This window comes from Flavobacterium sp. BFFFF1 (assembly GCF_002256285.1).
In the GTDB taxonomy this organism is placed as follows: Bacteria; Bacteroidota; Bacteroidia; order Flavobacteriales; family Flavobacteriaceae; genus Flavobacterium.
The window spans coordinates 211,115-232,974 of the sequence record NZ_NKJE01000002.1; the positions used below are offsets into that span (position 1 = coordinate 211,115).

26 protein-coding genes and 2 tRNA genes are annotated in these 21,860 nt (G+C 38.7%); 10 read left to right on the forward strand and 18 right to left on the reverse strand.

Annotated features, from left to right (window positions below; all coding sequences use genetic code 11):
• Nucleotides 1-17: 17 nt before the first annotated feature.
• Nucleotides 18-992: a hypothetical protein gene (locus CFE23_RS02020; RefSeq protein ID WP_291083267.1), complete on the reverse strand. Its 975-nt coding sequence runs from the start codon at nucleotides 990-992 to the stop codon at nucleotides 18-20.
• Between the two features lie 100 nt (nucleotides 993-1,092).
• On the opposite strand from CFE23_RS02020, the gene proS reads away from it, so the two are divergent.
• From proS to rpsT, 4 genes are all read left to right on the forward strand, one after another.
• Nucleotides 1,093-2,571, forward strand: coding sequence for a proline--tRNA ligase (gene proS, locus CFE23_RS02025; protein WP_291083270.1), 1,479 nt, complete (start codon nucleotides 1,093-1,095; stop codon nucleotides 2,569-2,571).
• A 105-nt stretch (nucleotides 2,572-2,676) separates the two neighbouring features.
• Nucleotides 2,677-2,748: transfer RNA gene (locus CFE23_RS02030), tRNA-Glu, on the forward strand.
• A gap of 45 nt (nucleotides 2,749-2,793) precedes the next feature.
• Nucleotides 2,794-2,865 (forward strand) — tRNA-Glu (locus CFE23_RS02035).
• A 34-nt stretch (nucleotides 2,866-2,899) separates the two neighbouring features.
• Nucleotides 2,900-3,151: a 30S ribosomal protein S20 gene (gene rpsT / locus CFE23_RS02040; protein ID WP_291083273.1), complete on the forward strand. Its 252-nt coding sequence runs from the start codon at nucleotides 2,900-2,902 to the stop codon at nucleotides 3,149-3,151.
• A 51-nt stretch (nucleotides 3,152-3,202) separates the two neighbouring features.
• On the opposite strand, the gene CFE23_RS02045 is transcribed toward rpsT, so the two are convergent.
• On the reverse strand, nucleotides 3,203-3,604 hold the full coding sequence (locus CFE23_RS02045; RefSeq protein WP_291083276.1) for a response regulator: 402 nt from the start codon (nucleotides 3,602-3,604) through the stop codon (nucleotides 3,203-3,205).
• Entirely contained in the window at nucleotides 3,604-5,316 is a 1,713-nt protein-coding gene (locus tag CFE23_RS02050; protein WP_291083279.1) for a PAS domain S-box protein, read from the reverse strand. The genes CFE23_RS02045 and CFE23_RS02050 overlap by 1 nt, the downstream gene beginning before the upstream one ends.
• Before the next feature lie 272 nt (nucleotides 5,317-5,588).
• On the opposite strand from CFE23_RS02050, the gene typA reads away from it, so the two are divergent.
• A complete protein-coding gene (typA, locus tag CFE23_RS02055) occupies nucleotides 5,589-7,385 on the forward strand; it encodes a translational GTPase TypA (protein ID WP_291083281.1) in 1,797 nt (598 codons plus the stop codon).
• A gap of 156 nt (nucleotides 7,386-7,541) precedes the next feature.
• Here the strand turns inward: typA and CFE23_RS02060 are convergent, their stop codons facing one another.
• Nucleotides 7,542-8,237 (reverse strand): hypothetical protein, encoded by a 696-nt coding sequence (locus tag CFE23_RS02060; RefSeq protein ID WP_291083283.1) that lies wholly within the window; start codon nucleotides 8,235-8,237, stop codon nucleotides 7,542-7,544.
• A gap of 181 nt (nucleotides 8,238-8,418) precedes the next feature.
• The gene (locus tag CFE23_RS02065) at nucleotides 8,419-8,919 is read right to left on the reverse strand and encodes a helix-turn-helix domain-containing protein (RefSeq protein WP_291083285.1); all 501 of its coding nucleotides are present in this window, start codon (nucleotides 8,917-8,919) and stop codon (nucleotides 8,419-8,421) included.
• A gap of 21 nt (nucleotides 8,920-8,940) precedes the next feature.
• Here CFE23_RS02065 and CFE23_RS02070 point away from each other — a divergent pair, with 21 nt between their 5' ends.
• From CFE23_RS02070 to CFE23_RS02080, 3 genes are read left to right on the forward strand one after another with little or no spacing between them, the layout of a single operon-like run.
• On the forward strand, nucleotides 8,941-9,738 hold the full coding sequence (locus CFE23_RS02070) for an SDR family oxidoreductase (protein ID WP_291083287.1): 798 nt from the start codon (nucleotides 8,941-8,943) through the stop codon (nucleotides 9,736-9,738).
• 1 nt (nucleotide 9,739) lies between these two features.
• Complete coding sequence (locus CFE23_RS02075; protein WP_291083290.1) at nucleotides 9,740-10,642, forward strand: alpha/beta hydrolase; 903 nt, start codon at nucleotides 9,740-9,742, stop codon at nucleotides 10,640-10,642.
• 18 nt (nucleotides 10,643-10,660) lie between these two features.
• Nucleotides 10,661-11,665 (forward strand): NADP-dependent oxidoreductase, encoded by a 1,005-nt coding sequence (locus CFE23_RS02080; RefSeq protein WP_291083293.1) that lies wholly within the window; start codon nucleotides 10,661-10,663, stop codon nucleotides 11,663-11,665.
• Between the two features lie 206 nt (nucleotides 11,666-11,871).
• On the opposite strand, the gene CFE23_RS02085 is transcribed toward CFE23_RS02080, so the two are convergent.
• The 7 genes from CFE23_RS02085 to CFE23_RS02115 form a co-directional block, all read right to left on the reverse strand.
• A complete protein-coding gene (locus CFE23_RS02085; RefSeq protein WP_291083296.1) occupies nucleotides 11,872-12,381 on the reverse strand; it encodes a hypothetical protein in 510 nt (169 codons plus the stop codon).
• A gap of 261 nt (nucleotides 12,382-12,642) precedes the next feature.
• Nucleotides 12,643-13,056, reverse strand: coding sequence for a DUF1801 domain-containing protein (locus CFE23_RS02090; RefSeq protein ID WP_291083298.1), 414 nt, complete (start codon nucleotides 13,054-13,056; stop codon nucleotides 12,643-12,645).
• A 197-nt stretch (nucleotides 13,057-13,253) separates the two neighbouring features.
• On the reverse strand, nucleotides 13,254-13,595 hold the full coding sequence (locus CFE23_RS02095; protein WP_291083300.1) for a DUF86 domain-containing protein: 342 nt from the start codon (nucleotides 13,593-13,595) through the stop codon (nucleotides 13,254-13,256).
• A complete protein-coding gene (locus CFE23_RS02100; protein WP_291083302.1) occupies nucleotides 13,588-13,884 on the reverse strand; it encodes a nucleotidyltransferase family protein in 297 nt (98 codons plus the stop codon). Before CFE23_RS02100 ends, CFE23_RS02095 begins: the two co-directional genes overlap by 8 nt.
• Nucleotides 13,885-14,094: 210 nt before the next feature.
• The gene (locus CFE23_RS02105; RefSeq protein ID WP_291083304.1) at nucleotides 14,095-14,289 is read right to left on the reverse strand and encodes a DUF3368 domain-containing protein; all 195 of its coding nucleotides are present in this window, start codon (nucleotides 14,287-14,289) and stop codon (nucleotides 14,095-14,097) included.
• Entirely contained in the window at nucleotides 14,273-14,554 is a 282-nt protein-coding gene (locus CFE23_RS02110; protein ID WP_291083306.1) for a hypothetical protein, read from the reverse strand. The genes CFE23_RS02105 and CFE23_RS02110 overlap by 17 nt, the downstream gene beginning before the upstream one ends.
• Nucleotides 14,547-14,774 (reverse strand): UPF0175 family protein, encoded by a 228-nt coding sequence (locus tag CFE23_RS02115; protein ID WP_291083309.1) that lies wholly within the window; start codon nucleotides 14,772-14,774, stop codon nucleotides 14,547-14,549. The genes CFE23_RS02110 and CFE23_RS02115 overlap by 8 nt, the downstream gene beginning before the upstream one ends.
• 283 nt (nucleotides 14,775-15,057) lie before the next feature.
• On the opposite strand from CFE23_RS02115, the gene CFE23_RS02120 reads away from it, so the two are divergent.
• Together CFE23_RS02120 and CFE23_RS02125 are read left to right on the forward strand one after the other, a co-directional pair.
• On the forward strand, nucleotides 15,058-15,387 hold the full coding sequence (locus tag CFE23_RS02120) for a type II toxin-antitoxin system HigB family toxin (protein WP_291083311.1): 330 nt from the start codon (nucleotides 15,058-15,060) through the stop codon (nucleotides 15,385-15,387).
• Nucleotides 15,384-15,746 (forward strand): helix-turn-helix domain-containing protein, encoded by a 363-nt coding sequence (locus CFE23_RS02125; protein ID WP_291083313.1) that lies wholly within the window; start codon nucleotides 15,384-15,386, stop codon nucleotides 15,744-15,746. Before CFE23_RS02120 ends, CFE23_RS02125 begins: the two co-directional genes overlap by 4 nt.
• Before the next feature lie 186 nt (nucleotides 15,747-15,932).
• Here CFE23_RS02125 and CFE23_RS02130 read toward each other — a convergent pair whose 3' ends face one another.
• The 6 genes from CFE23_RS02130 to CFE23_RS02155 all read right to left on the reverse strand — a co-directional run bounded on the left by CFE23_RS02130 (nucleotide 15,933) and on the right by CFE23_RS02155 (nucleotide 21,390).
• Nucleotides 15,933-16,550 carry a hypothetical protein gene (locus tag CFE23_RS02130; protein ID WP_291083315.1) on the reverse strand — a complete coding sequence of 206 codons (618 nt, stop codon included), beginning with the start codon at nucleotides 16,548-16,550 and terminating at the stop codon, nucleotides 15,933-15,935.
• Between the two features lie 70 nt (nucleotides 16,551-16,620).
• Nucleotides 16,621-17,622, reverse strand: a complete 1,002-nt coding sequence (locus CFE23_RS02135) for an IS30 family transposase (protein WP_291083317.1) — start codon at nucleotides 17,620-17,622, stop codon at nucleotides 16,621-16,623.
• Nucleotides 17,623-17,965: 343 nt separating this feature from the next.
• Entirely contained in the window at nucleotides 17,966-18,580 is a 615-nt protein-coding gene (locus CFE23_RS02140; RefSeq protein WP_291083319.1) for a zeta toxin family protein, read from the reverse strand.
• Nucleotides 18,581-19,207: 627 nt separating this feature from the next.
• Nucleotides 19,208-19,738: a hypothetical protein gene (locus CFE23_RS02145; RefSeq protein ID WP_291083322.1), complete on the reverse strand. Its 531-nt coding sequence runs from the start codon at nucleotides 19,736-19,738 to the stop codon at nucleotides 19,208-19,210.
• A gap of 148 nt (nucleotides 19,739-19,886) precedes the next feature.
• Nucleotides 19,887-20,891 (reverse strand): hypothetical protein, encoded by a 1,005-nt coding sequence (locus CFE23_RS02150; RefSeq protein ID WP_291083323.1) that lies wholly within the window; start codon nucleotides 20,889-20,891, stop codon nucleotides 19,887-19,889.
• Between the two features lie 184 nt (nucleotides 20,892-21,075).
• Nucleotides 21,076-21,390: a superinfection immunity protein gene (locus CFE23_RS02155; protein ID WP_291083325.1), complete on the reverse strand. Its 315-nt coding sequence runs from the start codon at nucleotides 21,388-21,390 to the stop codon at nucleotides 21,076-21,078.
• Between the last annotated feature and the right edge of the window lie 470 nt (nucleotides 21,391-21,860).

Below are 21,860 nucleotides of genomic sequence, written 5' to 3' on the forward strand. Positions count from 1 at the left end.
TATTTGTTAAATTTTAATTAGCCTCTTCTGCCTCCGCCGCCACCGCCGCTTCTGCCACCGCCGCCCCCGCCGCCGCCTCTGCTTCCGCCGTAGCTGCCTCCTGAAGAACGGCTTCCTCCTGAGGAGCTTGGGCTACTGTAGGTTCTTGTAGATGATGATGAACTTCTTGTCGGAGTGTAATTTCCATTATTTCTTGTAGAAGATGAAGTAGTGTAAGTCGTATTGCTCCTGGTTCCGGAGTTGCGGTTTGAATAGGTGGTTACAGATCTTCTTCCGCTGCTGTAATCGCCACTATTCCGGCCATTAAAATTACGGTTGCCTGATCGACCTATAAAATTGCGGTTGCCTAATCGTCCTCCATTTGTTGCGTAGCTTCTTCTTCCTGCATTATTAGCAATACCATAGTTGTAGCCTGAACCCCTTCTACCTAGCGCATAAGCATAATTTCCATGGTGGTGGTTTCCATAATAGTTGCCGTAGTAACCGCCGTAATAAGGGTAGTAGCCTCCCCATCCCCATCCGGGATAATAGCCTCCCCATCCGATACCGTACCAGGAATTCCATCCCCAGCCAATATTCCAATTCCATCCGGAGCCATACCAGCCCCATGTTGGCGTGTACCAGGAATTCCATCCCCAGCCATTATCATATACGTTGACAACCACATTGTCAGTAGTACTTCCCCAGCCAGCGTTATCACTAACATAGCGATAGGTCGTGGCTGTGGTATCCGAATCTGAATTGTAGTTGTCTACATCGGTAAAAACTTCAGCGGTCTGCTGTTTTGAATCAAAATAATCCTTATAGCTTTGATTCGTTGAAGTAGTTGCGGTTTCTCTAGCCTGAGGAGTGCTGTTACCGTTTCCATAAACGCCGTCCCGATCGTAATAAGAGGTATTCTGGTACGACCCGCACGACGCCGTCACCACCCCAATCAATCCCACGAGGGACCAAATGCGGAGCGATTTTAGTTGAACATAATAAGTTTTCATATCTGTAGCATTTTTATTGTTGGACAATACAAAAATAATTAGTTTTGCGAAACTTTTTAGTTAAATAAAGTTAAACCTGATTTATCTCAATTTATTGCATATGAGCAAGAATCTCACAACGAGGGCCGAAGACTATTCGAAATGGTATAATGAACTGGTCGTAAAGGCCGACCTGGCTGAGAATTCAGGGGTTAAGGGCTGTATGGTCATTAAGCCGTATGGCTATGCAATCTGGGAAAAAATGCAGGCAGAACTCGACCGAATGTTCAAGGAAACCGGACATCAAAATGCTTATTTTCCGCTGTTTGTGCCCAAAAGCATGTTCGAAGCGGAAGAAAAGAACGCCGAAGGCTTTGCAAAAGAGTGCGCCATCGTCACACATTACCGACTTAAAAACGATCCCGATAATCCAGGGAAGTTGATGGTAGATCCAAATGCGAAGCTTGAGGAAGAACTTATTGTGCGTCCTACAAGTGAGGCAATTATCTGGTCTACTTATAAAAAATGGATACAATCACACCGCGATTTGCCGCTGCTGATTAACCAGTGGGCCAATGTCGTTCGTTGGGAAATGCGCACACGTCTTTTCCTGAGAACAGCAGAATTTCTCTGGCAGGAAGGGCACACCGCACATGCGACACGGGCGGAAGCCATTGAAGAGTCTGAAAAAATGATGAATGTGTATGCTGATTTTGCTGAGAATTTCATGGGTATTCCGGTGATTAAGGGGCTTAAGACAGAGACGGAGCGTTTTGCAGGCGCTGAAGAGACCTACTGCATTGAGGCTTTAATGCAGGACGGTAAAGCATTGCAGGCTGGGACATCACATTTTCTCGGGCAGAATTTCGCAAAAGCATTCGACGTAAAATTTGCGAACCATGAAGGTAAATTAGAGCACGTCTGGGGGACGTCCTGGGGCGTTTCTACGAGGTTGATGGGGGCGTTGGTCATGACCCACTCTGACGATAACGGACTCGTGTTGCCTCCAAATCTTGCGCCGATTCAAGTGGTTATTGTTCCGATATACAAAACAGACGAAGAATTTAAAGCCGTTTCCGAAGCGGCGCATACTTTGGCTTCCCAATTTAAGAAGCTGCGTATTTCAGTGAAGTTTGATGACCGTACCACCCAAAAACCAGGATTTAAGTTTGCTGAATGGGAATTGAAAGGGGTACCTGTTCGTATCGCAATTGGACCCAAAGATCTTGAAAATGGTACTTTTGAGGTAGCACGTCGTGATACATTATCGAAAGAAGTGGTGCTGAAAGACAGCATTGTAAACTATGTGAGTGAGCTGTTGGAGCAAATTCAGCAAAGTCTTTTTAATAAAGCGTTAGATTACCGGAATGCGCACATCACCAAAGTGGAGCATTTCGATGAGTTTAAAAATGTTCTCGAAAATAAAGGAGGCTTTATTGCTGCACATTGGGACGGGACGCCGGAAACAGAAGAAAAAATCAAAGAGCTTACCAAGGCCACAATCCGCTGCATTGCGCTTGATCGCGAGGACGAAGAGGGACGCTGTGTGTTGACTGGAAAGGCTTCTAAGGGCAGGGTATTGTTTGCAAAAGCCTATTAATATCCAGCTCCTTTTCTGGGCCTTTTAAAAATATTTAGAAAAATAAGCTGAAGCTATTGCGCAAATAAAAAATAGTTGTATTTTTGCATCCGCATTAAACAAGCAGGCCCGTTCGTCTATCGGTTAGGACGCCAGGTTTTCATCCTGGTAAGGGGGGTTCGATTCCCCCACGGGCTACAAAGTTCAATCGAATATTGAAAGAATCTGAACCAGGGGAATAACGGTCCGTTCGTCTAGGGGTTAGGACGCCAGGTTTTCATCCTGGTAACAGGGGTTCGATTCCCCTACGGACTACAAAATTGAATATTAAAGAAACAATTATTAAGAAATGGCAAATCATAAGTCAGCTTTAAAGAGAATCAGAAGTAACGAAAAGAGAAGGGTATTAAACAGATATCAGCACAAAACCACTCGTAATGCAATCAAAGCGTTAAGGATGGCTACTGATAAAAACGAAGCTTCTTCTAAGTTATCTGCAGTGATTTCAATGATTGACAAATTGGCTAAGAAGAACATTATCCATGATAACAAAGCTTCTAACCTTAAGTCAAAACTTACCAGGCACATCGCTAAATTGTAACTGCGGTTACAATATGAATTATATGGAAGGCTTCTGAAAAGAAGCCTTTTTTTATATGCTTAATTTTGTGAGAATGCGCCCCAATAATTCCTTTGTAAGGGGTTTCGGGAAAAAATCCAAAACCATGTGAAAGTTTTTTGACTTTCTGATGTCGTTTGGGTCAATCGAGGACGAAAGCAGGATGATTTTTGTGTTTTGGTAATGCGAAGACAATCCCTGGCTAAATTGTTCTAAAAACTCCCATCCGTCCATTACCGGCATGTTCAGATCCAAAAGTATGAGTTGTTTTTCTTCTTTATCGCCTGATTCCGGAGTTGCCGTAAGGTATGATATGGCTTCCTCACCGTTTGAAAAAGTGATTACCTGTGATGCAAAATTTGCTTTTGAAATAACCATCCTTGACAGCAACAACGCTATCGGATCATCGTCTATACAGATTACTTTGTGAAGCATTAGTTTTCTTTCCTGAATTTTATCGTAAAAGTAGTCCCTTTATCCACCGTACTGTCAATATCAATTTCACCGCCCATACTTTCCATCTGTGATTTCACCAGATAAAGGCCAAGTCCCTTGCTGTCCGGATAATTATGGAAACGTTGGTACAAGCCGAAGACTTTATCCCTAAACTTCATCAGGTCAATTCCCATTCCATTGTCACTAAAACGCAAGACAGTATAATCTTCGTCTTCTTTTGTTGAAATATGGAGTTCCAGGTCCCGCTCAGCCGATTTATATTTGATGGCATTAGTCAGGAGATTTAGCAAAATACTCTCAAAATAAGCCTTATTTGAATAGACTTCGACAGCCTTAATGTCATAATCTATTTTTAGATTATTGCTTGAAATCATGATATTGATCTGGCTCATGACATTGTCAATCGAGTCAGAAATCGTGATGTGCTGCTTCTCTATGGAAGGGTTGTCACGAATGATGACGACTTTGCCAAGGTCCGAAATCGTTTCGTTCAACAGGTAGGTCGATTTTGAAAAACCTTCCATGATTTGCTGCAATTCCTCATTTTCTATAGGAATTTCCTCGAGTAATTGCAACAGTCCAATTAGATTCGACAGTGGCGCCCTGAGGTTGTGCGATGTGATATATGAGAATTGCCGTAAGTCTTTATTGTTTTGGGTGAGTTCATTGATTAGTTGTTCGCGTTCTTTTTCCTGCATTTTGCGTTCGGTAACATCTCGCTGTATCGAAATCCAGTGGGTATGCTCTTTCTCCGCATTAAACACCGGCACCATAGAAAATTGTACCCAGTATGCATCACCGTTTTTCTTATAGGCGATCAGTTCAATCTCACATTCTTTTTTCAGTGAAATGCACTCAATAAGGCTTGTTAATCCCGCCGCATCGGTTTTTTCGCCAAAGAATACCATCGGCGATTTGCTGATGATACTGTCGTATTCATATCCCGACATGTTAGTAAATGCCTGGTTCACGAACACGATACCGGGGATGCCATACTTTGAATTATCCGAGTCTGTGATCACTACGGCATCTTTGGTGTTGGTGATTACCGTTTCAAGTAATTTAAGGCGCTGTTCTTCTTCCTTGCGTTTTGTAATATCCTGCATGGCCCCGATCATACGAATCGGCTCGCCTTTTTCATTGAATAGGAGGAATCCCCTGTCCAATACATAGCGGTAAGATCCGTCACGGCACTTGAAGCGGTATTCATCCTGCCATTTCTGGGTTTTTTGCTCTAAGAAGGCATACAGCTTAACCGACATACGGATGCTGTCTTCAGGGTGAATGCGGTCAAACCACCATTTGGAGTTGTTTCCGACTTCATCTTTTTTATACCCGTAAACACCCTGAATTCCCTTGTTCCAGGTAAATTCATTTTCTTTAATCTTCCAGTCCCAGATGGTGTCGCTGGTCGCTTTTGCAACGATATCATAGCGTTCTTTCGATTCCCGGATTTCAAGGTTATTGTTTTTCGTTTTTTCCAAATTTTGGAGGTTCGACCGGTCATTCTTAACTATAAAATAACGGATGATCACCGCGCAAATCGTAATGAATACAAAATCACGCGCAATATGGAAATACAGAAAACTTTCGCTGGTATAGTGCTTTTCGAGCAGCGTCAGGCTTGAAAAGGCCAAAACGATAGCAATGAAAATAAAAATGTAGGTTATTTTATCGGTTTTATTTTTCATTACTCCAAATATAGAAAAATAATGGTTCAGTTGTAAGAATTGGGAAAAAACCGGTAGGGTGAAGGGACTAACTTTTGGGGTCAGTACTTTGTGCGGGACAGAAGTACACGACGTTCTGTCAGTTATGTTATGGTTTCATTAAATTTAAATTCGTTTTGCTCGTTCGCTCTAATGAACGCCACAACTTACAAACTTATAAGTCAAGAACTTCCAAACCATGTGCTTTTTTATCCCGAAATAAAGTGTACCTTTGCACCCATTAAAAAATACAGATGGAATCTATCAGAAACATTGCAATCATTGCCCACGTTGACCACGGTAAGACTACTTTGGTTGATAAAATCATGTACCACTGCCAACTGTTCCGTGAAAACGAGAACGCCGGCGACCTTATCCTTGACAACAACGACCTTGAGCGGGAAAGGGGAATTACCATTACTTCTAAAAATGTTTCGGTAGTATATAAAGGTACCAAAATCAATATCATCGATACTCCCGGTCACGCGGATTTCGGCGGGGAAGTGGAGCGCGTACTGAATATGGCCGATGGGGTTTGCCTTTTGGTGGATGCGTTTGAAGGGCCAATGCCACAAACACGTTTCGTATTGCAAAAAGCAATCGACCTTGGCCTAAAGCCATGTGTCGTGATCAACAAAGTTGACAAGGAAAACTGTACGCCTGAGGAAGTGCACGAGAAAGTATTCGACCTGATGTTCGAGCTTGGTGCTACAGAAGAGCAACTCGATTTTCCTACAGTATACGGTTCTGCAAAAAACAACTGGATGTCTGACGACTTCCGTAACATGACTACCAATATCGAGCCTTTGCTGGATATGGTTATCGCGCATGTACCGCCACCAAAGGTTTCGGGAGGGACACCACAAATGCTGATTACGTCTCTTGACTTTTCTGCATTTACAGGACGTATCGCGATCGGCCGTCTTGAAAGAGGCGTGTTGAGGGAAGGCATGCCTATCTCATTGGTAAAGAGAGACGGAACAGTCATCAAATCAAGAATTAAGGAACTGCATACTTTTGAAGGCCTTGGCCGTAAAAAAGTACAGGAAGTCATTGCAGGTGATATTTGTGCCATTGTTGGAGTAGAAGGATTTGAAATCGGGGATACGATTGCCGATTTTGATAATCCGGAAGCATTAGACACGATTGCCATCGACGAGCCGACCATGAGCATGCTTTTCACGATTAACGATTCGCCTTTCTTTGGTAAGGAAGGTAAATTTGTTACCTCGCGACACATCAGGGACCGTTTGACAAAGGAATTAGAGAAAAACCTCGCGATGAAATTGGGTGAGACCAATTCAGCAGATAAATTTATGGTTTTCGGGCGTGGTGTATTGCACTTGTCTGTACTGATTGAAACCATGAGGCGAGAAGGCTACGAATTACAAATAGGGCAGCCTCAGGTTATCATCAAAGAAATAGATGGTGTCAAGAATGAGCCGATTGAGGAACTGACAATCGATTTACCGGAATCGCTTTCCGGCAGGGCGGTAGAGTTTGTTACTTTGCGCAAAGGAGAAATGCTGAGTATGGAAACTAAAGGGGAGCGTATGATCATAAAATTCAATATTCCGTCGCGTGGAATTATTGGATTGCGTAACCAATTGCTTACTGCAACAGCAGGTGAGGCTATTATGGCGCACCGTTTTATCGGATATGAACCTTATAAAGGAGAAATTGCCGGACGTAACAAAGGTTCGTTGATTTCTATGGAAAAAGGAAAAGCGATTCCATATTCTATCGACAAATTGCAGGATCGTGGTAAGTTTTTTGTTGAACCAAATGCCGAAATCTACGAAGGTCAGGTAATTGGAGAAAACTCCCGTAGCGATGATATGAGTGTGAACGTAACCAAAGAGAAAAAACAATCGAATGTTCGTTCATCAGGAAATGATGAAAAGGCAAGGATTATCCCTCCGATCATTTTCTCCCTTGAGGAAGCGTTGGAATACATCCAAAAGGATGAATATGTTGAAGTGACACCTAAATCAATCCGTTTGAGGAAGATTTATCTGAACGAGACAGACAGGAAAAGATTTAAAGTATAGGTTTGTATCCGGCTTCGGTTGGAAAATAATATTCAGTACAAAAAGCGCTCCAATTGGGGCGTTTTTTTATGCAGTATGAGCATATAATCAGATGGAAGACATCATTCTTTTTAGGGAAGAACTTAAAGTGAACAGCCAAACGGAGCGAAGCTAAAATTATCTTTGCCAGCCTTCAATTATAAAATTTCTATCAGCTATTTTCCGCGTAACATTATTGGGCGATTCATGCCATACCTCAAACCGCGCTGCATAAGGATATCCCCAGTCGCCTTCATAAATGGTGAAATCATTTTCGAATTGAAAAATGGAATCACCTGGCCTGATTTCGATCAGACTTTTGGATCTTAGGCGTTCAGCTGATAACGGCTGATTTTTTGTGATTTCAAACGCTTTCAAAAATATTTTCCCATCACTCAGATTTTTATCGACATAAACATATCGATATATACCCGGTTGAACGGATTTATATAAATGCAGGCCTGAAGAAATTTTAGAAGAATCCATTTCTTCCAGAGGTTGTGAAATGGAAATATTTTTCGGGATTACAAGCTCATCAGTAAATTCGTCGTGACGTCCTTCGATGATCAAGTACAACAGAAATCCAAACTGGCAAACTACAGCGAAGAAAATTATAGGCGGTAAAATTAATGCAATTGCAGTTTTCCAATTTTTTTTTATGAGATGAAAAACGACCGCACACACCATACTGAAAAATGCCGTAATCAGTATAAAAGATGAGATGATTAAAAATAAATCTTTCAGGAAAAACAGGCTAAGTAAGAAGAGGACAATTGAAAAAGTAAATAACAATATTTGCCATTTTAAACTAAAAAAGCGATTTAATTTCCTCATTATTTACGGTGCTTTTTTACAATTGCGCCTAATGCCCGGCAAATTCACGTCAGTTGTGGCATTTGGAACTGTCGCGAAGCTTCGGGACTCGACTGGACGGAACGAAGTTATGGAAAACTAGTTTAATTTACACAAAAATGCTGCAATTGCGGGCAACCCATGTTAGCGGTTGCTTTTTTTATCATTTAGATTTCAGTTCTTTCCATACCTGCTTTATGAATTTCTCTTTATCTTTTTTAGCTTCTTTAATTGTCGCTTTTAATGCTGCCGGCATTGTAAAGTACTTATCGGTCCAAAAGTAGATTTCCATAATAATAGGTAACAATTCTATTCCTTTTTGTGTGAGCTTATATAATTTTTTTGCTTTACTATCAGGATGATCCAATTTTTCAATAATACCATTTTCTTCAAGTGATTTCAATCTTGCTGCTAAAATATTAGTCGCTATTCCTTCTGCCGATTTTATAAAATCATTATAGGTGCATTTGTTGGTGAACATTAAGTCCCGGATGATAAGTAATGACCACTTATCACCAAATATGTCGAGTGAGTAACTTAACGGACATTCTGATCTAGGTTCTATCATAAAATAAAATATTTTTAAAAATAATTTAAAAAGCACTTGCAAATCAAAAGCACTTTTATATATTTGCACTTGCAATATGCAAGCAAATTTAAACATTAATTTTTAAATATAAATGATATGAAGCAAAATATTTTAGTGACCGGAGCATCATCTGGTTTTGGATTATTGGTAGCAGGCGAACTACACAGAAAAGGGTACAATGTCATCGGAACAAGCCGAAATCCTGAAAAAGTACAGGCGTTGCTGCCTTTTAAAATCATCGCATTGGACCTTGATTCGGAGGAGTCGATAAATACTTTTTCTGATAGACTTTTTAAAGAAGTCAGCAAATTAGATGTTTTAATTAATAATGCTGGATTTTTGGTAGCTGGTATTGCTGAAGAAATTCCAATTGAGTTGGGTAGAAAGCAATTTGAAACCAACTTTTGGGGAACTATAAAAGTAACTAATGCCATATTACCACATTTTAGAAAACAGAAATTTGGTAAAATTATAACCCTGGGTTCAATTGTTGGATTGGTTTCTTTTCCAAATGCTGCTTATTATGCTGCTTCAAAACACGCTTTAGAAGGATATTTCAAAGCATTACGATATGAGTTGAACGATTTTAATGTACGTGTGGCCATGATTCAACCCGCTGCATTTAAAACAAATATTATAGATAATTCAGCTTCGCCCCTTGCAAAAATTGAAGACTACAATTCTTTGAGAACCAAAATTGAAAAATTCTCAAATGAGTTGGTGAAAAATGCGGGAGACCCAATTATAGTTGCCGAAAAAGTTATACAAGTAGTGCAGACAGATAAACCAAAATTCAGAAACATTGTTGGGAAAGGAACTTCTACACTAATCAATTTACAGCATTTTGCTTACGGATTTTTAGAAAAAAATATACTTAAACAATTAGATAAATAAAATGAAAAAAGTAGTTCTCCTAACCATTTTAATAAATTTAGTGATGTCGACATCAAATGCGCAAAACGTAAAGTATTCATATGCAACAATTCCTACTCAGTTTGTAGAAGCTAACGGAATAAAATTCGCTTACCGTTCTTATGGCAAGGAAGGCGATATTCCAGTAATATATTTCAACCACTTAACAGCAAACCTCGATAATTGTGATCCTGGAATTATGGACGCTATCGCTGCTGAGCGTCATATTATTTCTTTTGATTATCGTGGCGTTGGGGCAACAACAGGTAAACAAGGAACAAGTATTCCTGATATGGCAAAAGATGCTATTGCTTTTATTCACGCACTTGGTTTCAAACAAGTGGATATTATAGCATTTTCAATGGGTGGATTTATAACTCAAGAATTGCTTTTACAGGAGCCTGGTTTGGCGCGTAGAATTATATTGGCAGGTACAGGACCAAGAGGGGGGCAAGGAATAAGTAAAGTTGTTGGTTTAACCTATAATGATATTTTCAAGGGCATCTTCACTTTTAGAGATCCTAAATTTTATTTGTTTTTTACTCAAAATGAAGTTGGTAAACAAGCCGCCCGTGATTTTCTAAACCGGCTTAAAGAAAGAACGGAAAACAGAGATAAAAAGGTAAAATTAAGCGTATTGAGTAAACAACTTAAAGCCATTAAAATTTTGGGTAATGAAAAGCCTGCTGATTTAAGCGTTTTCAAACATCCAGTTTTAGTAGTCAATGGGGACAACGACAGAATGGTACCCACATCCAATTCGTACGATTTGGCAAAACGATTTCCTAATGCTGAACTTGTAATCTATCCAAATTCAGGGCATGGTGGTGTATTTCAATACCACGAAGAATTTCTAAAAAAAGCAATCCCATTTTTAATTAAATAATATCTAAAACTAAATCAGATGAAAGCATTCATAGTAAAAAAATACAGCAAAAAAGAAGCATTACAACTTACCCACGTAACAGAACCAGTTGCGAAGGAAAATGAAGTTCTGGTACAAATTCACGCAGCTGGTGTTAATCTCCTGGATTCGATGATAAAACAAGGAGCGTTCAAGACTTTTTTACCTTATAAAACCCCAATCATAAATGGACACGATATGGCTGGGACTGTGGTTAAAGTAGGTCCAGGTGTAAAGAATTTTAAAATTGGTGATGAAGTCTATGCAAGAGTAGGCGATTACAGAATAGGTACTTTTGCAGAATACATCGCTGTTAATCAAAGCGATTTAGCTTTGAAACCAAGGAATCTATCAATGGAAGAAGCTAGTTCTATCCCATTAGTTGGTTTAACGGCCTGGCAGGCATTAGTTGAAATTGCTAATGTGAAAAGAGGACAAAAGGTTTTTATACAGGCGGGTTCGGGAGGTGTTGGTACATTTGCTATTCAACTGGCTAAACATTTGGGGGCTTATGTCGCAACAACTACCAGTGCAAAAAATATGGATTTGGTAAAAGGTCTTGGCGCCGATTTGGTAATTGATTATAAAACACAAGAATTTTCTAAACTACTCAAAGACTACGATGTAGTATTGCACAGTAATCGGGAAAAGGCAGTGTTGGAAGAATCATTAGGTATTTTGAAAACGGGGGGGCAATTAATTTCGTTAGTAGGACCGCCAACACCGGAATTTGCAGAAGAAGTCGGTTTACCTTGGTATTTAAAAATAGTAACAAAATTGTTAAGTTCCAGCGCCAGAAGAAAAGCAAAGAAATTAAATGTGTCTTTCAAGTTCTTATTTATGAGGGCGGAAGGCAATCAATTAGGTCTAATTAAGCAACTTGTCGAGCAAGGTATTATAAAGCCGGTTATTGACAAAGTATTTCCATTTGAGCAAACCAACCAGGCATTGTCTTATGTTGAAACTGGGAGATCAAGGGGAAAAGTTGTAATAAAAATTAGGTAGTTTCTCTCAGCATTTTCTGCCATTGCCGCTAATTTGTCGCGGCTTCAAGTCAGTTGCAGCTTTTGGAATTGTCCTGAAGCCTCTTGACTCCGTTTGGGCAACTGAGGCAGCGGCCGAACCGCGCAGAGCTGAAACGAAATTTGGAAAAACTTGTTCCGGCAAGCACAAAAAGTCGCAATTTCTGGTAACCGTTTTAGGAGCTGTTTTTAGTTTGTGACTTTATACTTTTTTCTCAAATCTATTCCGTCATCAAAATATTCGACATTTGGATTTTCAATTATGTATTCTTTCTGAGCAACTCTAAAAATGGAATCAATAAAGTTTTCTCCGAATTTTCTATTGATTTCATCATACATTGCATTTTGGTAACAATATGGTTCAAACCCACCAATTCTTGCACATCTGCTCAAATGTTCTTTAGTTTCAATTCCAAAACGCTTTAGTATCGCGGTCATTTTTTTAAATTCTCTGGGATGAAAGCCAAAATAAACAAGTTTTCCATTTCGTATATCTTCCAATGCTTTTGCCTTTTGATTTATACAAAACGTATCTATGACAGTAACATTTAATTTTTTATTTTTTATCCACATTTCTGAATAAACCCGTTCACTGTAAACTATGAGCTTTCCATTTTTATCGCACTTTTCAAGTTCAACTTTATTATTACAACCACTTAGCGAGAAAAATAAGAAAAATAAGGTGGTGATCGGCTTCATACAATTTGTTGTTAAAATTCTACTCGTCAGGAAAAATAGCCACGAAGAACGTCGGGCGGCTAGCTTCGGCTCCCCAAGTGTCGGGACACTTCGTTAGGGTCACGTCAGTTGCGGCATTTGGAACTGTCCCGAAGCTTCGGGACTCGGCGTGGACAGAACGAAGTTATGGAAAAACCGGTTACATTTTACAAGGAAAGTAGCAATTAGCTTCGCTCAGTTCGGCATTTGGCCTCGGGTTGGTGAAACCATTAGCTGTAGTTGTCACTTTTCCACTTTGGTTAGCCAATCCTTTATAATTTCTTTAAAGTCATTGCGTTTTCTCTCAAAATCCTCAATAGTTTTAAAATTTATCATTTTTCGCCCGTCAGCATAATCTCCTTCAAGTATTCCAGATTTATTGTCCATAACATTTCCAGTAGGAAAAACAAGTAGCGCTTCATTTTTTCGCGTGTGGATTACGAGTATATCTCGTTTATACTCGTTCGGATTGAAAGATTTTATTTCACCATTATAAAAGAAACTAGGCGAATTCCATTTTATCTGTTCACTGACCGATTTGTCAGTTTCTAAAACAGCGACTCGTATTTCTTCAATCAATTTCGAAAATTCAGGTTCAAGTTTCTGGATGAATTCCGTGACGCTTTTTGGATCATGAATATCTTTGGATTTACTCATTTTAGAATATTGAAATTTAGACAAGATTTGAATTGGCGATCTGATTTTGCATAACGTCCGGCGGCTTCACGTCAGTTGCGGCATTTGGAACTGTCCCGAAGCTTCGGACTCGGCGTGGACAAAACGAAGTTATGGAAAAAAGAAGTCCATTTTACAAGAAGAGTAGCAATTGCGTGAAACCGCTGTTAGCTGTAGTTTTAATTTTTGGACAGAACTTCATCAATTTGTTCAAGCAATTCAGGAATTTTGTTTTTCATAACATCCCATACAATAGAATAATTGACTCCCATATAATCGTGAATTAATCTGTCACGCATGCCAGCCATATATTTCCAAGTAATGGAATTCCATTTTACTTTGAAGTCTGCAGGAATTTTCTTTGTTGCCTCGCCAATGATTTCAAGACTTCTGACCACAGCGCGTTTAAGAGTTTCATCTTCCAAAAACTCATTCAATGTCAAGTCTGGTTTAGTAACAGAAACAATGTACAAACATTCATCTTGGATGTGTCTAATAAATTCAATAGGATCTTTAGACATAGACAACTTCATTTAAAATTTTTGGACCAATATATGGGCTCAAACCATTTTTTGTTACGATCTCAACCTTTTCGTTTTTGAATAACGTTTCAAACAAATCGTAAGCAGCCATATAATTGTCGAAGTTTTCTTTTTCAGGTTCAAAGTCAATTAACAAATCAATATCACTTTCGTTTGATTGCTCATCACGTAAGTAAGAGCCAAATAATCCAACGTTGCGAATTCCAAACTTGGAAAGCGCAAGCTTTTTGGATTTCAACTTTTTTAAGATATTTTCTTTTGTTGTCATTTAAAACTTTTCCCAAATATACGAAAGTTTGCCATTTGGAATCAGGTCGTTCGAAAATTACAGCTAACGTCCGGCGGCTTCACGTCAGTTGCGGCTTTTGGAACTGTCCCGAAGCTTCGGGACTCGGCGTGGACAAGACGAAGTTATGGAAAAAGGTGTTACATTTTACAAGGGAAGCAGCAATTGCGTGAAACCGCTGTTATCTGAAGGCTATAATTCCTTTGCTTCCTTTAAAGCTTGTAGTTGTAATTCTGGAGACAACCTAAAATTGGTTTCGACAATCTTCTCTAAAAGCGGTTTGATTGAAGGGATAAGTCCGGTTAATTTGGCTTTGATTAGAATTCCGATTGTTCCCGTAAAATTTAATCCGAGATTTTCAGCGACTTTTCTAGCTTTTGAAGTCATCCAGGATTAAAGTACTATTTTGGATTTCTAAAGCTAATGCAATGGCGCTCGATTCTCCCCGGTCAATCTGCAATTCTAAAATCCTTTGATGAAATTTATCTTTTGCATTTTCTATTATAACCCAATCAGGAAGTGATTCTCCAAATTCTTCTGCAATATCTGTTGTAGTGACTATCTGACCGTAAAGTCTTAAAAGAAGACCAAGTTCTCCAATCTTAGATAAAATGATAAAACAACTAGTGTCAGAGATTATTGTTTTATGCATTTGCTACATCGCTTGCTAAATCAGAGGGAGGAAAGTTAAAGATTGAAACATTATAACGGTTCAATAATTCGGCGAAAGTACGCTTTGTCAGACCTGCAAGTTCAGCAGCCTGACCCAAGGAAAGCTTTCCTTGCTCATAAAGTTTAGAAGCCAAGAGCATGACAAGTTCTCGATTGTCGATGTCTAAATTATCTGGTATGTTAAGCGTCAATGTTTTCATAATGTCAAATGTAATGATTTTTTTGAACGACTACAATTTTCCGCTCCGATTGGCGGCTTTCAGATAACGTCCGGCGGCTTCACGTCAGTTGCGGCATTTGGAACTGTCCCGAAGCTTCGGGACTCGGCTGGACAAAACGAAGTTATGGAAAAAGGTCGTTCATTTTACAAGGGAAGCAGCAATTGCGTGAAACCGCTGTTAGCGGATGGGCCAATTTCTTACATTGGATTTCAATTTAAACAGAATAGTTTGCAAATTGAAAACTTTTTATTAAGTTTGTAACATGAAAATCCTTGTAAAGAAAACAATTTTATTTTACACCGAGAAATACTCAATTGCAAAAACGCCATTATTGATTTGGTACAATGAATTTTCAAAATTAGATTTTCAAAACTTTAATGAGCTCAAACAAGTTTATGGAAATGCAAGTGTTGTAAATAATGAAAGGGTTGTCTTCAATATTAAAGGCAATGATTTCCGTTTAGTGGTTTCAATAAATTTTACACAGAAAGCTTGTTATGTAATTTGGTTTGGACCGCATAAAGATTACGATAAAATTAATGTAGAAACTGTTGATTTTGATACCTCAATCTTGAACTATAAAAAACTATGATGATGAACTGGAAAGTATTAAAAACCGAAGAGGATTACAATAAGGCTTCAATGAGATTGATGGAAATATTTCATGCTGAACCAAACACGCCTGAAGGTGATGAGTTGGATTTGTTAATTGTTCTTGTAAAGGATTTCGATGAAAAACATTATGAATTACCTGAACTCGATGCTTTGGAAGTTATTAAGTATAAGATGCAGGAAATGGGAATGAAAGCAAAAGATCTTGAGCCAATAATCGGAAGCAAAGGGCACGTTTCAGCAATTCTTTCCGGGAAGCGTGAAATCACATTAAAAATGGCTCAAAAGCTTAAAAATTATTTTAGTATTCCGGCTGAAGTTTTTCTCCACAGTGCATAGAAAACGTCCAATTCCCGCGCGATTTTCCTGAACCGGCGGTAGCATTACCGCTAACGTCCGGCGGCTTCACGTCAGTTGCGGCTTTTGGAACTGAGTACTCTCGGCGTGGACAAGACGAAGTTATGGAAAAAGCAGCTACATTTTACAAGGAAAGTAGCAATTGCGTGAAACCGCTGTTAGCCGTAGTTAATAATCTCTAGGATTCGGAATGTAATAAGTTAGATATTTTTTTAGTCGATCACTCGGTTGAAAATATACTGTCAATGTTGGACCCACAGCTTCAACTATTACCTCCCTGATTTCATTACATCTTAAATCTTTCAAAAATTTGCCATAAATCTTAAAGTTCTCGACTGAACTTTTACCATTGATGCTATAAATTGCATCATTCTTTTTTCCAAAACGTGTAAAAGCTCCGATGAGAAATGAAATTTTTTGAGAGTCAGTTTTAATTTTGGTTGTGTCTATCGTACCGATAAAAATGCTGTCCAAATTTTCGTTTGAGAAATTTTCATTGTATTCCCAATTGTAAAAAGAATTTATTTTTTCTGTCAATTCCTTAGATATAAGTCTATGCTCCGACACCTGTAAATCGTATTCTCCTTTATATAACTTGTAAGAAAATTGTATAAGTGTGTCTTCGTACTGATTATATTTTTCAACTAAATCAACTTCCATAGGGTCTTTGCACCTTCCAGCTAAAGTTCCTAAGAGAAAGTAATCTCGATCCAACTTATAATTGTCCGATTTCTGAGCGAAAGTGACCTGAAATAATATCAGGAATACGATGAGTGGATTTTTCATTTTGGTCAGGTACGTCACGATGGCGGTTTCAAATTTCTAACGCAACTTTCAGTAAAAATAGTCAAATAAATCAAAGCGGAATTTTGTTTAGGATTAATTCTTTAAAAACCTCGATCGGCGACCTCACGTCGAGGACCTTCCTTGGACGTTCGTTGAGTTCCCTCTGTACTTTTTTCAGGTACGCTTTTGAGTGGATTGACAGGTCTGTGCCCTTAGGGAAATAATCACGCAGCAACCCATTCGTATTTTCGTTTGTAGGCCTTTCCCATGGGCTGTATGGGTGTGTGAAATAGACCTTCATCTTTGTGCTTTTTGTCAGTAGTTTATGTTGTGCCATTTCGGTACCGTTATCGTATGTGAGGCTCTTGCGCATGAGTTTTGGCAGCTTTGCCAGTTCTTGCTCGAAGGCTTTCCTGACGGTGTTTGCTTCCTTGTTCTGCAGGTGCACCAGTATGACATATCGTGATGATCTCTCGACCAGTGTGCCTATGTATGAACCGTGTTCCTTCCCGACAATGAGATCACCCTCCCAATGTCCGGGAATCTCGCGTCCCTTTACTTCTTCAGGCCGCTCATCGATGCTTATCCGATCGGTTATCTTTACGTCGCGTACGGCTTTGGTATGCCTTGATCCGCGGGTTTTTCGCTGCTGCCGGAGCTGTTTGATGAGTTCCTCCTTGAGTGATTTCTTGCTGTGGAGGTATACAAAATAGTAGATGGTTTCGTGGCTTGTCTGCATGTGTTTCTGGTTTGGGAATTTCTTTTTTAAAGATAACGAAATCTGCTCCGGTGACCATCTTTTGCGCAGGTGTTTCACCACATAATCATACAATTTTTTGTTGCCTGAGATCTTCGACCTTCCATAGTTTTTGGCGCTGCATATCTTAACGGACCTGATATGTGCATTGATTGCCAGATAAGTTTTGTAATGCGTTTTCTTAAGTTCTCGGGTAATGGTGGACTTGTGCCTTCCAAGCAAAATAGCGATAGCTGAGGCGGAGAATCCCTTATCAGAAAGCTTCTCAATCTGTATCCTCTCAGGGAGATTTAAACGGGTAAATTTTGTTTTCATACAACACTAATTTAAGTTAAAAAGTGTTGCGTTAGTTTCCTGAACCGGCGTTAGAATTGCGCACAACGTCCGGCGGCTTCACGTCAGTTGCGGCATTTGGAACTGAGTACTCTCGGCGTGGACGAAACGAAGTTATGGAAAAAAGAAGTTAATTTTACGAGAGAAGCAGCAATTGCGTGAAACCGCTGTTATGAGAAGTGCTAAGGTTTTACACGAGTGATTTTGTTGTCTTTCAAAATAACTAACTCGCTATTCATCCTTTTTTTAAACTCAATAAGTTTTTCGTAGACTTTGTCCATTCCCGCTACAATTTTTGCCTGATTTGTTGTTCGCTTATGAGTTTTCATTTATAATAGCTTTTTAGTTTGTCAAACTTTTGTTCGTTCAAAATATTGATTTCCGCGTCAAAAATCTTTTCTGCAATCAGATCATGTTTTCCTTCTGAATTATCGAAAATCAAAACTTCGTCAACAATTGAAATATAAATGTCGAACAAATTTTTGATTCCGGCAATATATCTTCGGTTTATAACATCTGTTTCAATGTTGTGTCCGCCTTCGGCAACTCTGGTTTTTACACGTTCTATTGCCAAATCAGGATTCTGCAGCCAAAAGAAAAGCAAAGTGATATTGTAATTTTTTGCTTTGGCTTCTGTAATTTTTGATTTGTAACTTTTGGTTGCCAAGGTGGTTTCAAAAGCGAAGTTTTCATTTGCTTCCAAAAGTTCGTTGATTCTTCGAAGCATAATTCTTCCTGCTTCAAAAGAAACTTTTTCAGGTTGAAAAGGGGAGAGGCCTTTTGCAATTTCGTCAGCATTGACAAATTCTTTACAATCTAGAATTTCAGGCAAAATTGTAAAAGAAGCTGTTGTTTTTCCAGCTCCGTTGCAACCAGCAATTATGTAAAGATTTTTTTCCACGTCCAAAGATACCAATTTGGATGATACAATGAGCGTCATCTTCGCGCCGCGGCAGCATTTCTCATAACGTCCGGCGGCTTCACGTCAGTTGCGGCATTTGGAACTGAGTATTCTCGGCGTGGACAGAACGAAGTTATGGAAAAAAGAAGTTCATTTTACAAGGAAAGCAGCAATTGCGTGAAACCGCTGTTATGTGGGTCGCGACACATTAGCAAAATCACACAACGTAACCACAAAGAAATTCCACTCCGTTGCGTTTTTTTAAATTCCCCAGTTTACACGCACTGTTTTCTGCGCGAGAATATCAACGTACGCATTTTACGCAATACTTAAGCTCTGATTAAGTCTCGCAGAGAACTCTCGGCGACAAGAATCGCAAACAAGATTGACAATTTTTCCGCCGACACTAACACAACGTAACCACAAAGTTGAGCCGTGAAAAATAGGAAAGAAGTGAAATTTACTCAAACACAAGCCGAACTGCTCAACAAACGAGAAACGTCATTTCTGCGAGCGGAGCGACCACACATAACGTCCGGCGGCTTCACGTCAGTTGCGGCATTTGGAACTGAGTATTCTCGGCGAGACAGAACGAAGTTATGGAAAAAAGAAGTTCATTTTACAAGGGAAGCAGCAATTGCGTGAAACCGCTGTTATATGCCGTAATCAATATGCCCATCGCGTTCCCCCTATAGATTTCCATTCACCATTTTCTAAATGAAACAGGTTTATTGTCCCTCCGCTATTTCCATCAATAAAACCGATAACCGCGTAATCTCTTTGTTTAGAGTATAATGGCTTTGAAATTTGGAGTGGAAAAGTTCGCCACTCGTCATCAGTAGAGTTATATATTTTAATAGCCTTTCTTAAATCCTTTTTTTGTCGATCGGTTAGATTTGGAGATAGAGTCAATACCTTGTCAACATTTATCCGTTCTTTATTCTTAATCAGAATCCTATCTTTAAAATCAGATTCATTCCAATTTGATGCTTTTTGTTCGTTAGCTTGAAGTTTAAATTCCTCAATAATGGATTTGTCAATACTATCAAGCTCAAGGTAATTTATTTGAGAATTTGGAATAATATATGCTTCATTTAATATCAAGACTGATTTATTGCGTAAAGCAACGTCAATTAAATCCTGGCTAAAAGAATTTAGTGAGTAAAGGAACATCAATAACGACACAAGTTCTCTCATATGGCATATAACGTCCGGCGGCTTCACGTCAGTTGCGGCTTTTGGAACTGAGTACTCTCGGCTGGACAAAACGAAGTTATGGAAAAAAGAAGTTCATTGTACAAGAAAAGTAGCAATTGCGTGAAACCGCTGTTACAAGAAGGCATTATCAATCGTCAAAATTTATGTTTTTCTCTTCAGTTGGAATTTGTGCAGGAATGAAAAACATTTTTTTTAAAAGTTCAGTTCTTAATTTTTCATGTGCGATAGGATCATCTAATTTTCTTAGATATAATTTTCTGTGATCAATAGCGATTAGATTTTTAACACTCTCTTCAGTCCATTTTGAAACCGATGGCACATCGCATTTCAACATTTCTAAGTTCAGAGAATCGTCAGTGATTAATGCTATAACATTTTGAATATAATTGCAACATAATTCAGGAACTTCTACGACTTGTATTTCAGCAAACCTTAAAACAATCCATTTGTGATTTGTAAAAAAAGTATTTCTCACAGTATCATCGAGATGAATTGGCTGTTTTGTCTTCAAAGTGTATGGTTCGTCAACTTCTATAGCAATGCATATTTTTTTAGAATGGTCAACATAGGCAAAATCAGATACATAATGACGAGTTGAAAAATTTTTATAATTACTATAAAATTCGCTCGACAAAGTTTCGATTGCAGCACTTTCAATAATGTTATTACCAAACGTGTTAAATAAAAAAGTTCTAAAATAATTGTGCGCCAAACCCTTTTTGTAATCGACAGCTATATAAGGCATTTTTATGTTTTCTAATGCAGAAGAAATTTTGTGTTTTTTCATGGCTTTATTAAGTTCAGCTTGAGATAATTTTGCCATGGAGTAATGAAAATCCAATTGTCTGTGATAAATTTTAGAATGCTCCAAATATCTTTTTTTATGACCATCATTTGCCACTTTTGTTGAATTCGAAATCAAAACAAGTATTGATATGATAGTAGTAATTAATCCTAAAAGTATAGAAATATAGAATAGAGAAATTCCTCCAATTAGGAATAACGTTTTAAAAAAAGTATAATTTGATTCTACAAGTAAAACTGGTGGATTTGGCTTAGGAGGAACTCGAAAGTTTTTTTGTAGCAATACTGCTTCAATCGAATTTGGTAAAATTAATTGTGGATAATTCATTAATCAATTTTTAAGTCTCGTTTACAGCAAGCCGGGTATGCTTTCTTGTAACGTCCGGCGGCTTCACGTCAGTTGCGGCATTTGGAACTGAGTACTCTCGGCTGGACAGAACGAAGTTATGGAAAAAAGAAGTTCATTTTACACGAAAAGTAGCAATTGCGTGAAACCGCTGTTATAGGCAGGTTTAATCTATATTTTGAATCTCATTTTTTTGCTTTTTCTTTTTCTTCTTTTTTGGCACAATTAAATTTGGATTACTTTCGGATCTAATCGCCCATAAAAGTGCAAGCAGCCAACCGACGCCTGTCCATCCAGTTAACAGGTTTCCAATAAAAATATATTTAAGATTTTTTTTATCTCGAGCGATGATTGTTGGAATAAAATAAATTGCGGTGACAAATATGCCTGCCATTACCTTTTCAATAGTAACTTCATTAATCTCGAACGGAAGACCGTTATTTTGAAGCAAGATAGGAAAAGGAGAAAGCGTAAAAGTCATGTCGATGATTGATTTTTTGTCAATGATTAATTCGGTTCGTTCTTCAAAACTTGCCTATAACGTCCGGCGGCTTCACGTCAGTTGCTGCATTTTGAACTGAGTCTTCTCGGCTGGACAGAACGAAGTTATGGAAAAAAGAAGTTCATTTTACACGAAAAGTAGCAATTGCGTGAAACCGCTGTTACACGCCGTAGCGACACAGCTGCAAAATCACACAAAGTAACCACAACGTTTTTCCGCAGAGAATTGTGTTTTTGCAGATCACAGCACAAAAGAAAGATAGCTGCAGCAGTTTCAGCGCAGAGAAAAATTTAAGCATAATTGAACCCAATTGAATCTCGCAGAGAACTCTCCGCTACTCAAAACGAAAAAGCAAACGACCGAATTTCCACAACCGATTTCAGAGTTGCAAAATTGACAAAGTTATGTTTCCAGGAAATAGGAGAGAAGCAATTTCTATTTTACACAAG

What these genes read in the sequence shown, in the direction of transcription:
- CFE23_RS02020 (WP_291083267.1), bottom strand. Translation starts at nt 992, where the DNA reads ATGAAAACTTATTATGTTCAACTAAAATCGCTCCGCATTTGGTCCCTC.
- proS (WP_291083270.1), top strand. Translation starts at nt 1,093, where the DNA reads ATGAGCAAGAATCTCACAACGAGGGCCGAAGACTATTCGAAATGGTAT.
- rpsT (WP_291083273.1), top strand. Translation starts at nt 2,900, where the DNA reads ATGGCAAATCATAAGTCAGCTTTAAAGAGAATCAGAAGTAACGAAAAG.
- CFE23_RS02045 (WP_291083276.1), bottom strand. Translation starts at nt 3,604, where the DNA reads ATGCTTCACAAAGTAATCTGTATAGACGATGATCCGATAGCGTTGTTG.
- CFE23_RS02050 (WP_291083279.1), bottom strand. Translation starts at nt 5,316, where the DNA reads ATGAAAAATAAAACCGATAAAATAACCTACATTTTTATTTTCATTGCT.
- typA (WP_291083281.1), top strand. Translation starts at nt 5,589, where the DNA reads ATGGAATCTATCAGAAACATTGCAATCATTGCCCACGTTGACCACGGT.
- CFE23_RS02060 (WP_291083283.1), bottom strand. Translation starts at nt 8,237, where the DNA reads ATGAGGAAATTAAATCGCTTTTTTAGTTTAAAATGGCAAATATTGTTA.
- CFE23_RS02065 (WP_291083285.1), bottom strand. Translation starts at nt 8,919, where the DNA reads ATGTTTAAATTTGCTTGCATATTGCAAGTGCAAATATATAAAAGTGCT.
- CFE23_RS02070 (WP_291083287.1), top strand. Translation starts at nt 8,941, where the DNA reads ATGAAGCAAAATATTTTAGTGACCGGAGCATCATCTGGTTTTGGATTA.
- CFE23_RS02075 (WP_291083290.1), top strand. Translation starts at nt 9,740, where the DNA reads ATGAAAAAAGTAGTTCTCCTAACCATTTTAATAAATTTAGTGATGTCG.
- CFE23_RS02080 (WP_291083293.1), top strand. Translation starts at nt 10,661, where the DNA reads ATGAAAGCATTCATAGTAAAAAAATACAGCAAAAAAGAAGCATTACAA.
- CFE23_RS02085 (WP_291083296.1), bottom strand. Translation starts at nt 12,381, where the DNA reads ATGAAGCCGATCACCACCTTATTTTTCTTATTTTTCTCGCTAAGTGGT.
- CFE23_RS02090 (WP_291083298.1), bottom strand. Translation starts at nt 13,056, where the DNA reads ATGAGTAAATCCAAAGATATTCATGATCCAAAAAGCGTCACGGAATTC.
- CFE23_RS02095 (WP_291083300.1), bottom strand. Translation starts at nt 13,595, where the DNA reads ATGTCTAAAGATCCTATTGAATTTATTAGACACATCCAAGATGAATGT.
- CFE23_RS02100 (WP_291083302.1), bottom strand. Translation starts at nt 13,884, where the DNA reads ATGACAACAAAAGAAAATATCTTAAAAAAGTTGAAATCCAAAAAGCTT.
- CFE23_RS02105 (WP_291083304.1), bottom strand. Translation starts at nt 14,289, where the DNA reads ATGACTTCAAAAGCTAGAAAAGTCGCTGAAAATCTCGGATTAAATTTT.
- CFE23_RS02110 (WP_291083306.1), bottom strand. Translation starts at nt 14,554, where the DNA reads ATGCATAAAACAATAATCTCTGACACTAGTTGTTTTATCATTTTATCT.
- CFE23_RS02115 (WP_291083309.1), bottom strand. Translation starts at nt 14,774, where the DNA reads ATGAAAACATTGACGCTTAACATACCAGATAATTTAGACATCGACAAT.
- CFE23_RS02120 (WP_291083311.1), top strand. Translation starts at nt 15,058, where the DNA reads ATGAAAATCCTTGTAAAGAAAACAATTTTATTTTACACCGAGAAATAC.
- CFE23_RS02125 (WP_291083313.1), top strand. Translation starts at nt 15,384, where the DNA reads ATGATGATGAACTGGAAAGTATTAAAAACCGAAGAGGATTACAATAAG.
- CFE23_RS02130 (WP_291083315.1), bottom strand. Translation starts at nt 16,550, where the DNA reads ATGAAAAATCCACTCATCGTATTCCTGATATTATTTCAGGTCACTTTC.
- CFE23_RS02135 (WP_291083317.1), bottom strand. Translation starts at nt 17,622, where the DNA reads ATGAAAACAAAATTTACCCGTTTAAATCTCCCTGAGAGGATACAGATT.
- CFE23_RS02140 (WP_291083319.1), bottom strand. Translation starts at nt 18,580, where the DNA reads ATGACGCTCATTGTATCATCCAAATTGGTATCTTTGGACGTGGAAAAA.
- CFE23_RS02145 (WP_291083322.1), bottom strand. Translation starts at nt 19,738, where the DNA reads ATGAGAGAACTTGTGTCGTTATTGATGTTCCTTTACTCACTAAATTCT.
- CFE23_RS02150 (WP_291083323.1), bottom strand. Translation starts at nt 20,891, where the DNA reads ATGAATTATCCACAATTAATTTTACCAAATTCGATTGAAGCAGTATTG.
- CFE23_RS02155 (WP_291083325.1), bottom strand. Translation starts at nt 21,390, where the DNA reads ATGACTTTTACGCTTTCTCCTTTTCCTATCTTGCTTCAAAATAACGGT.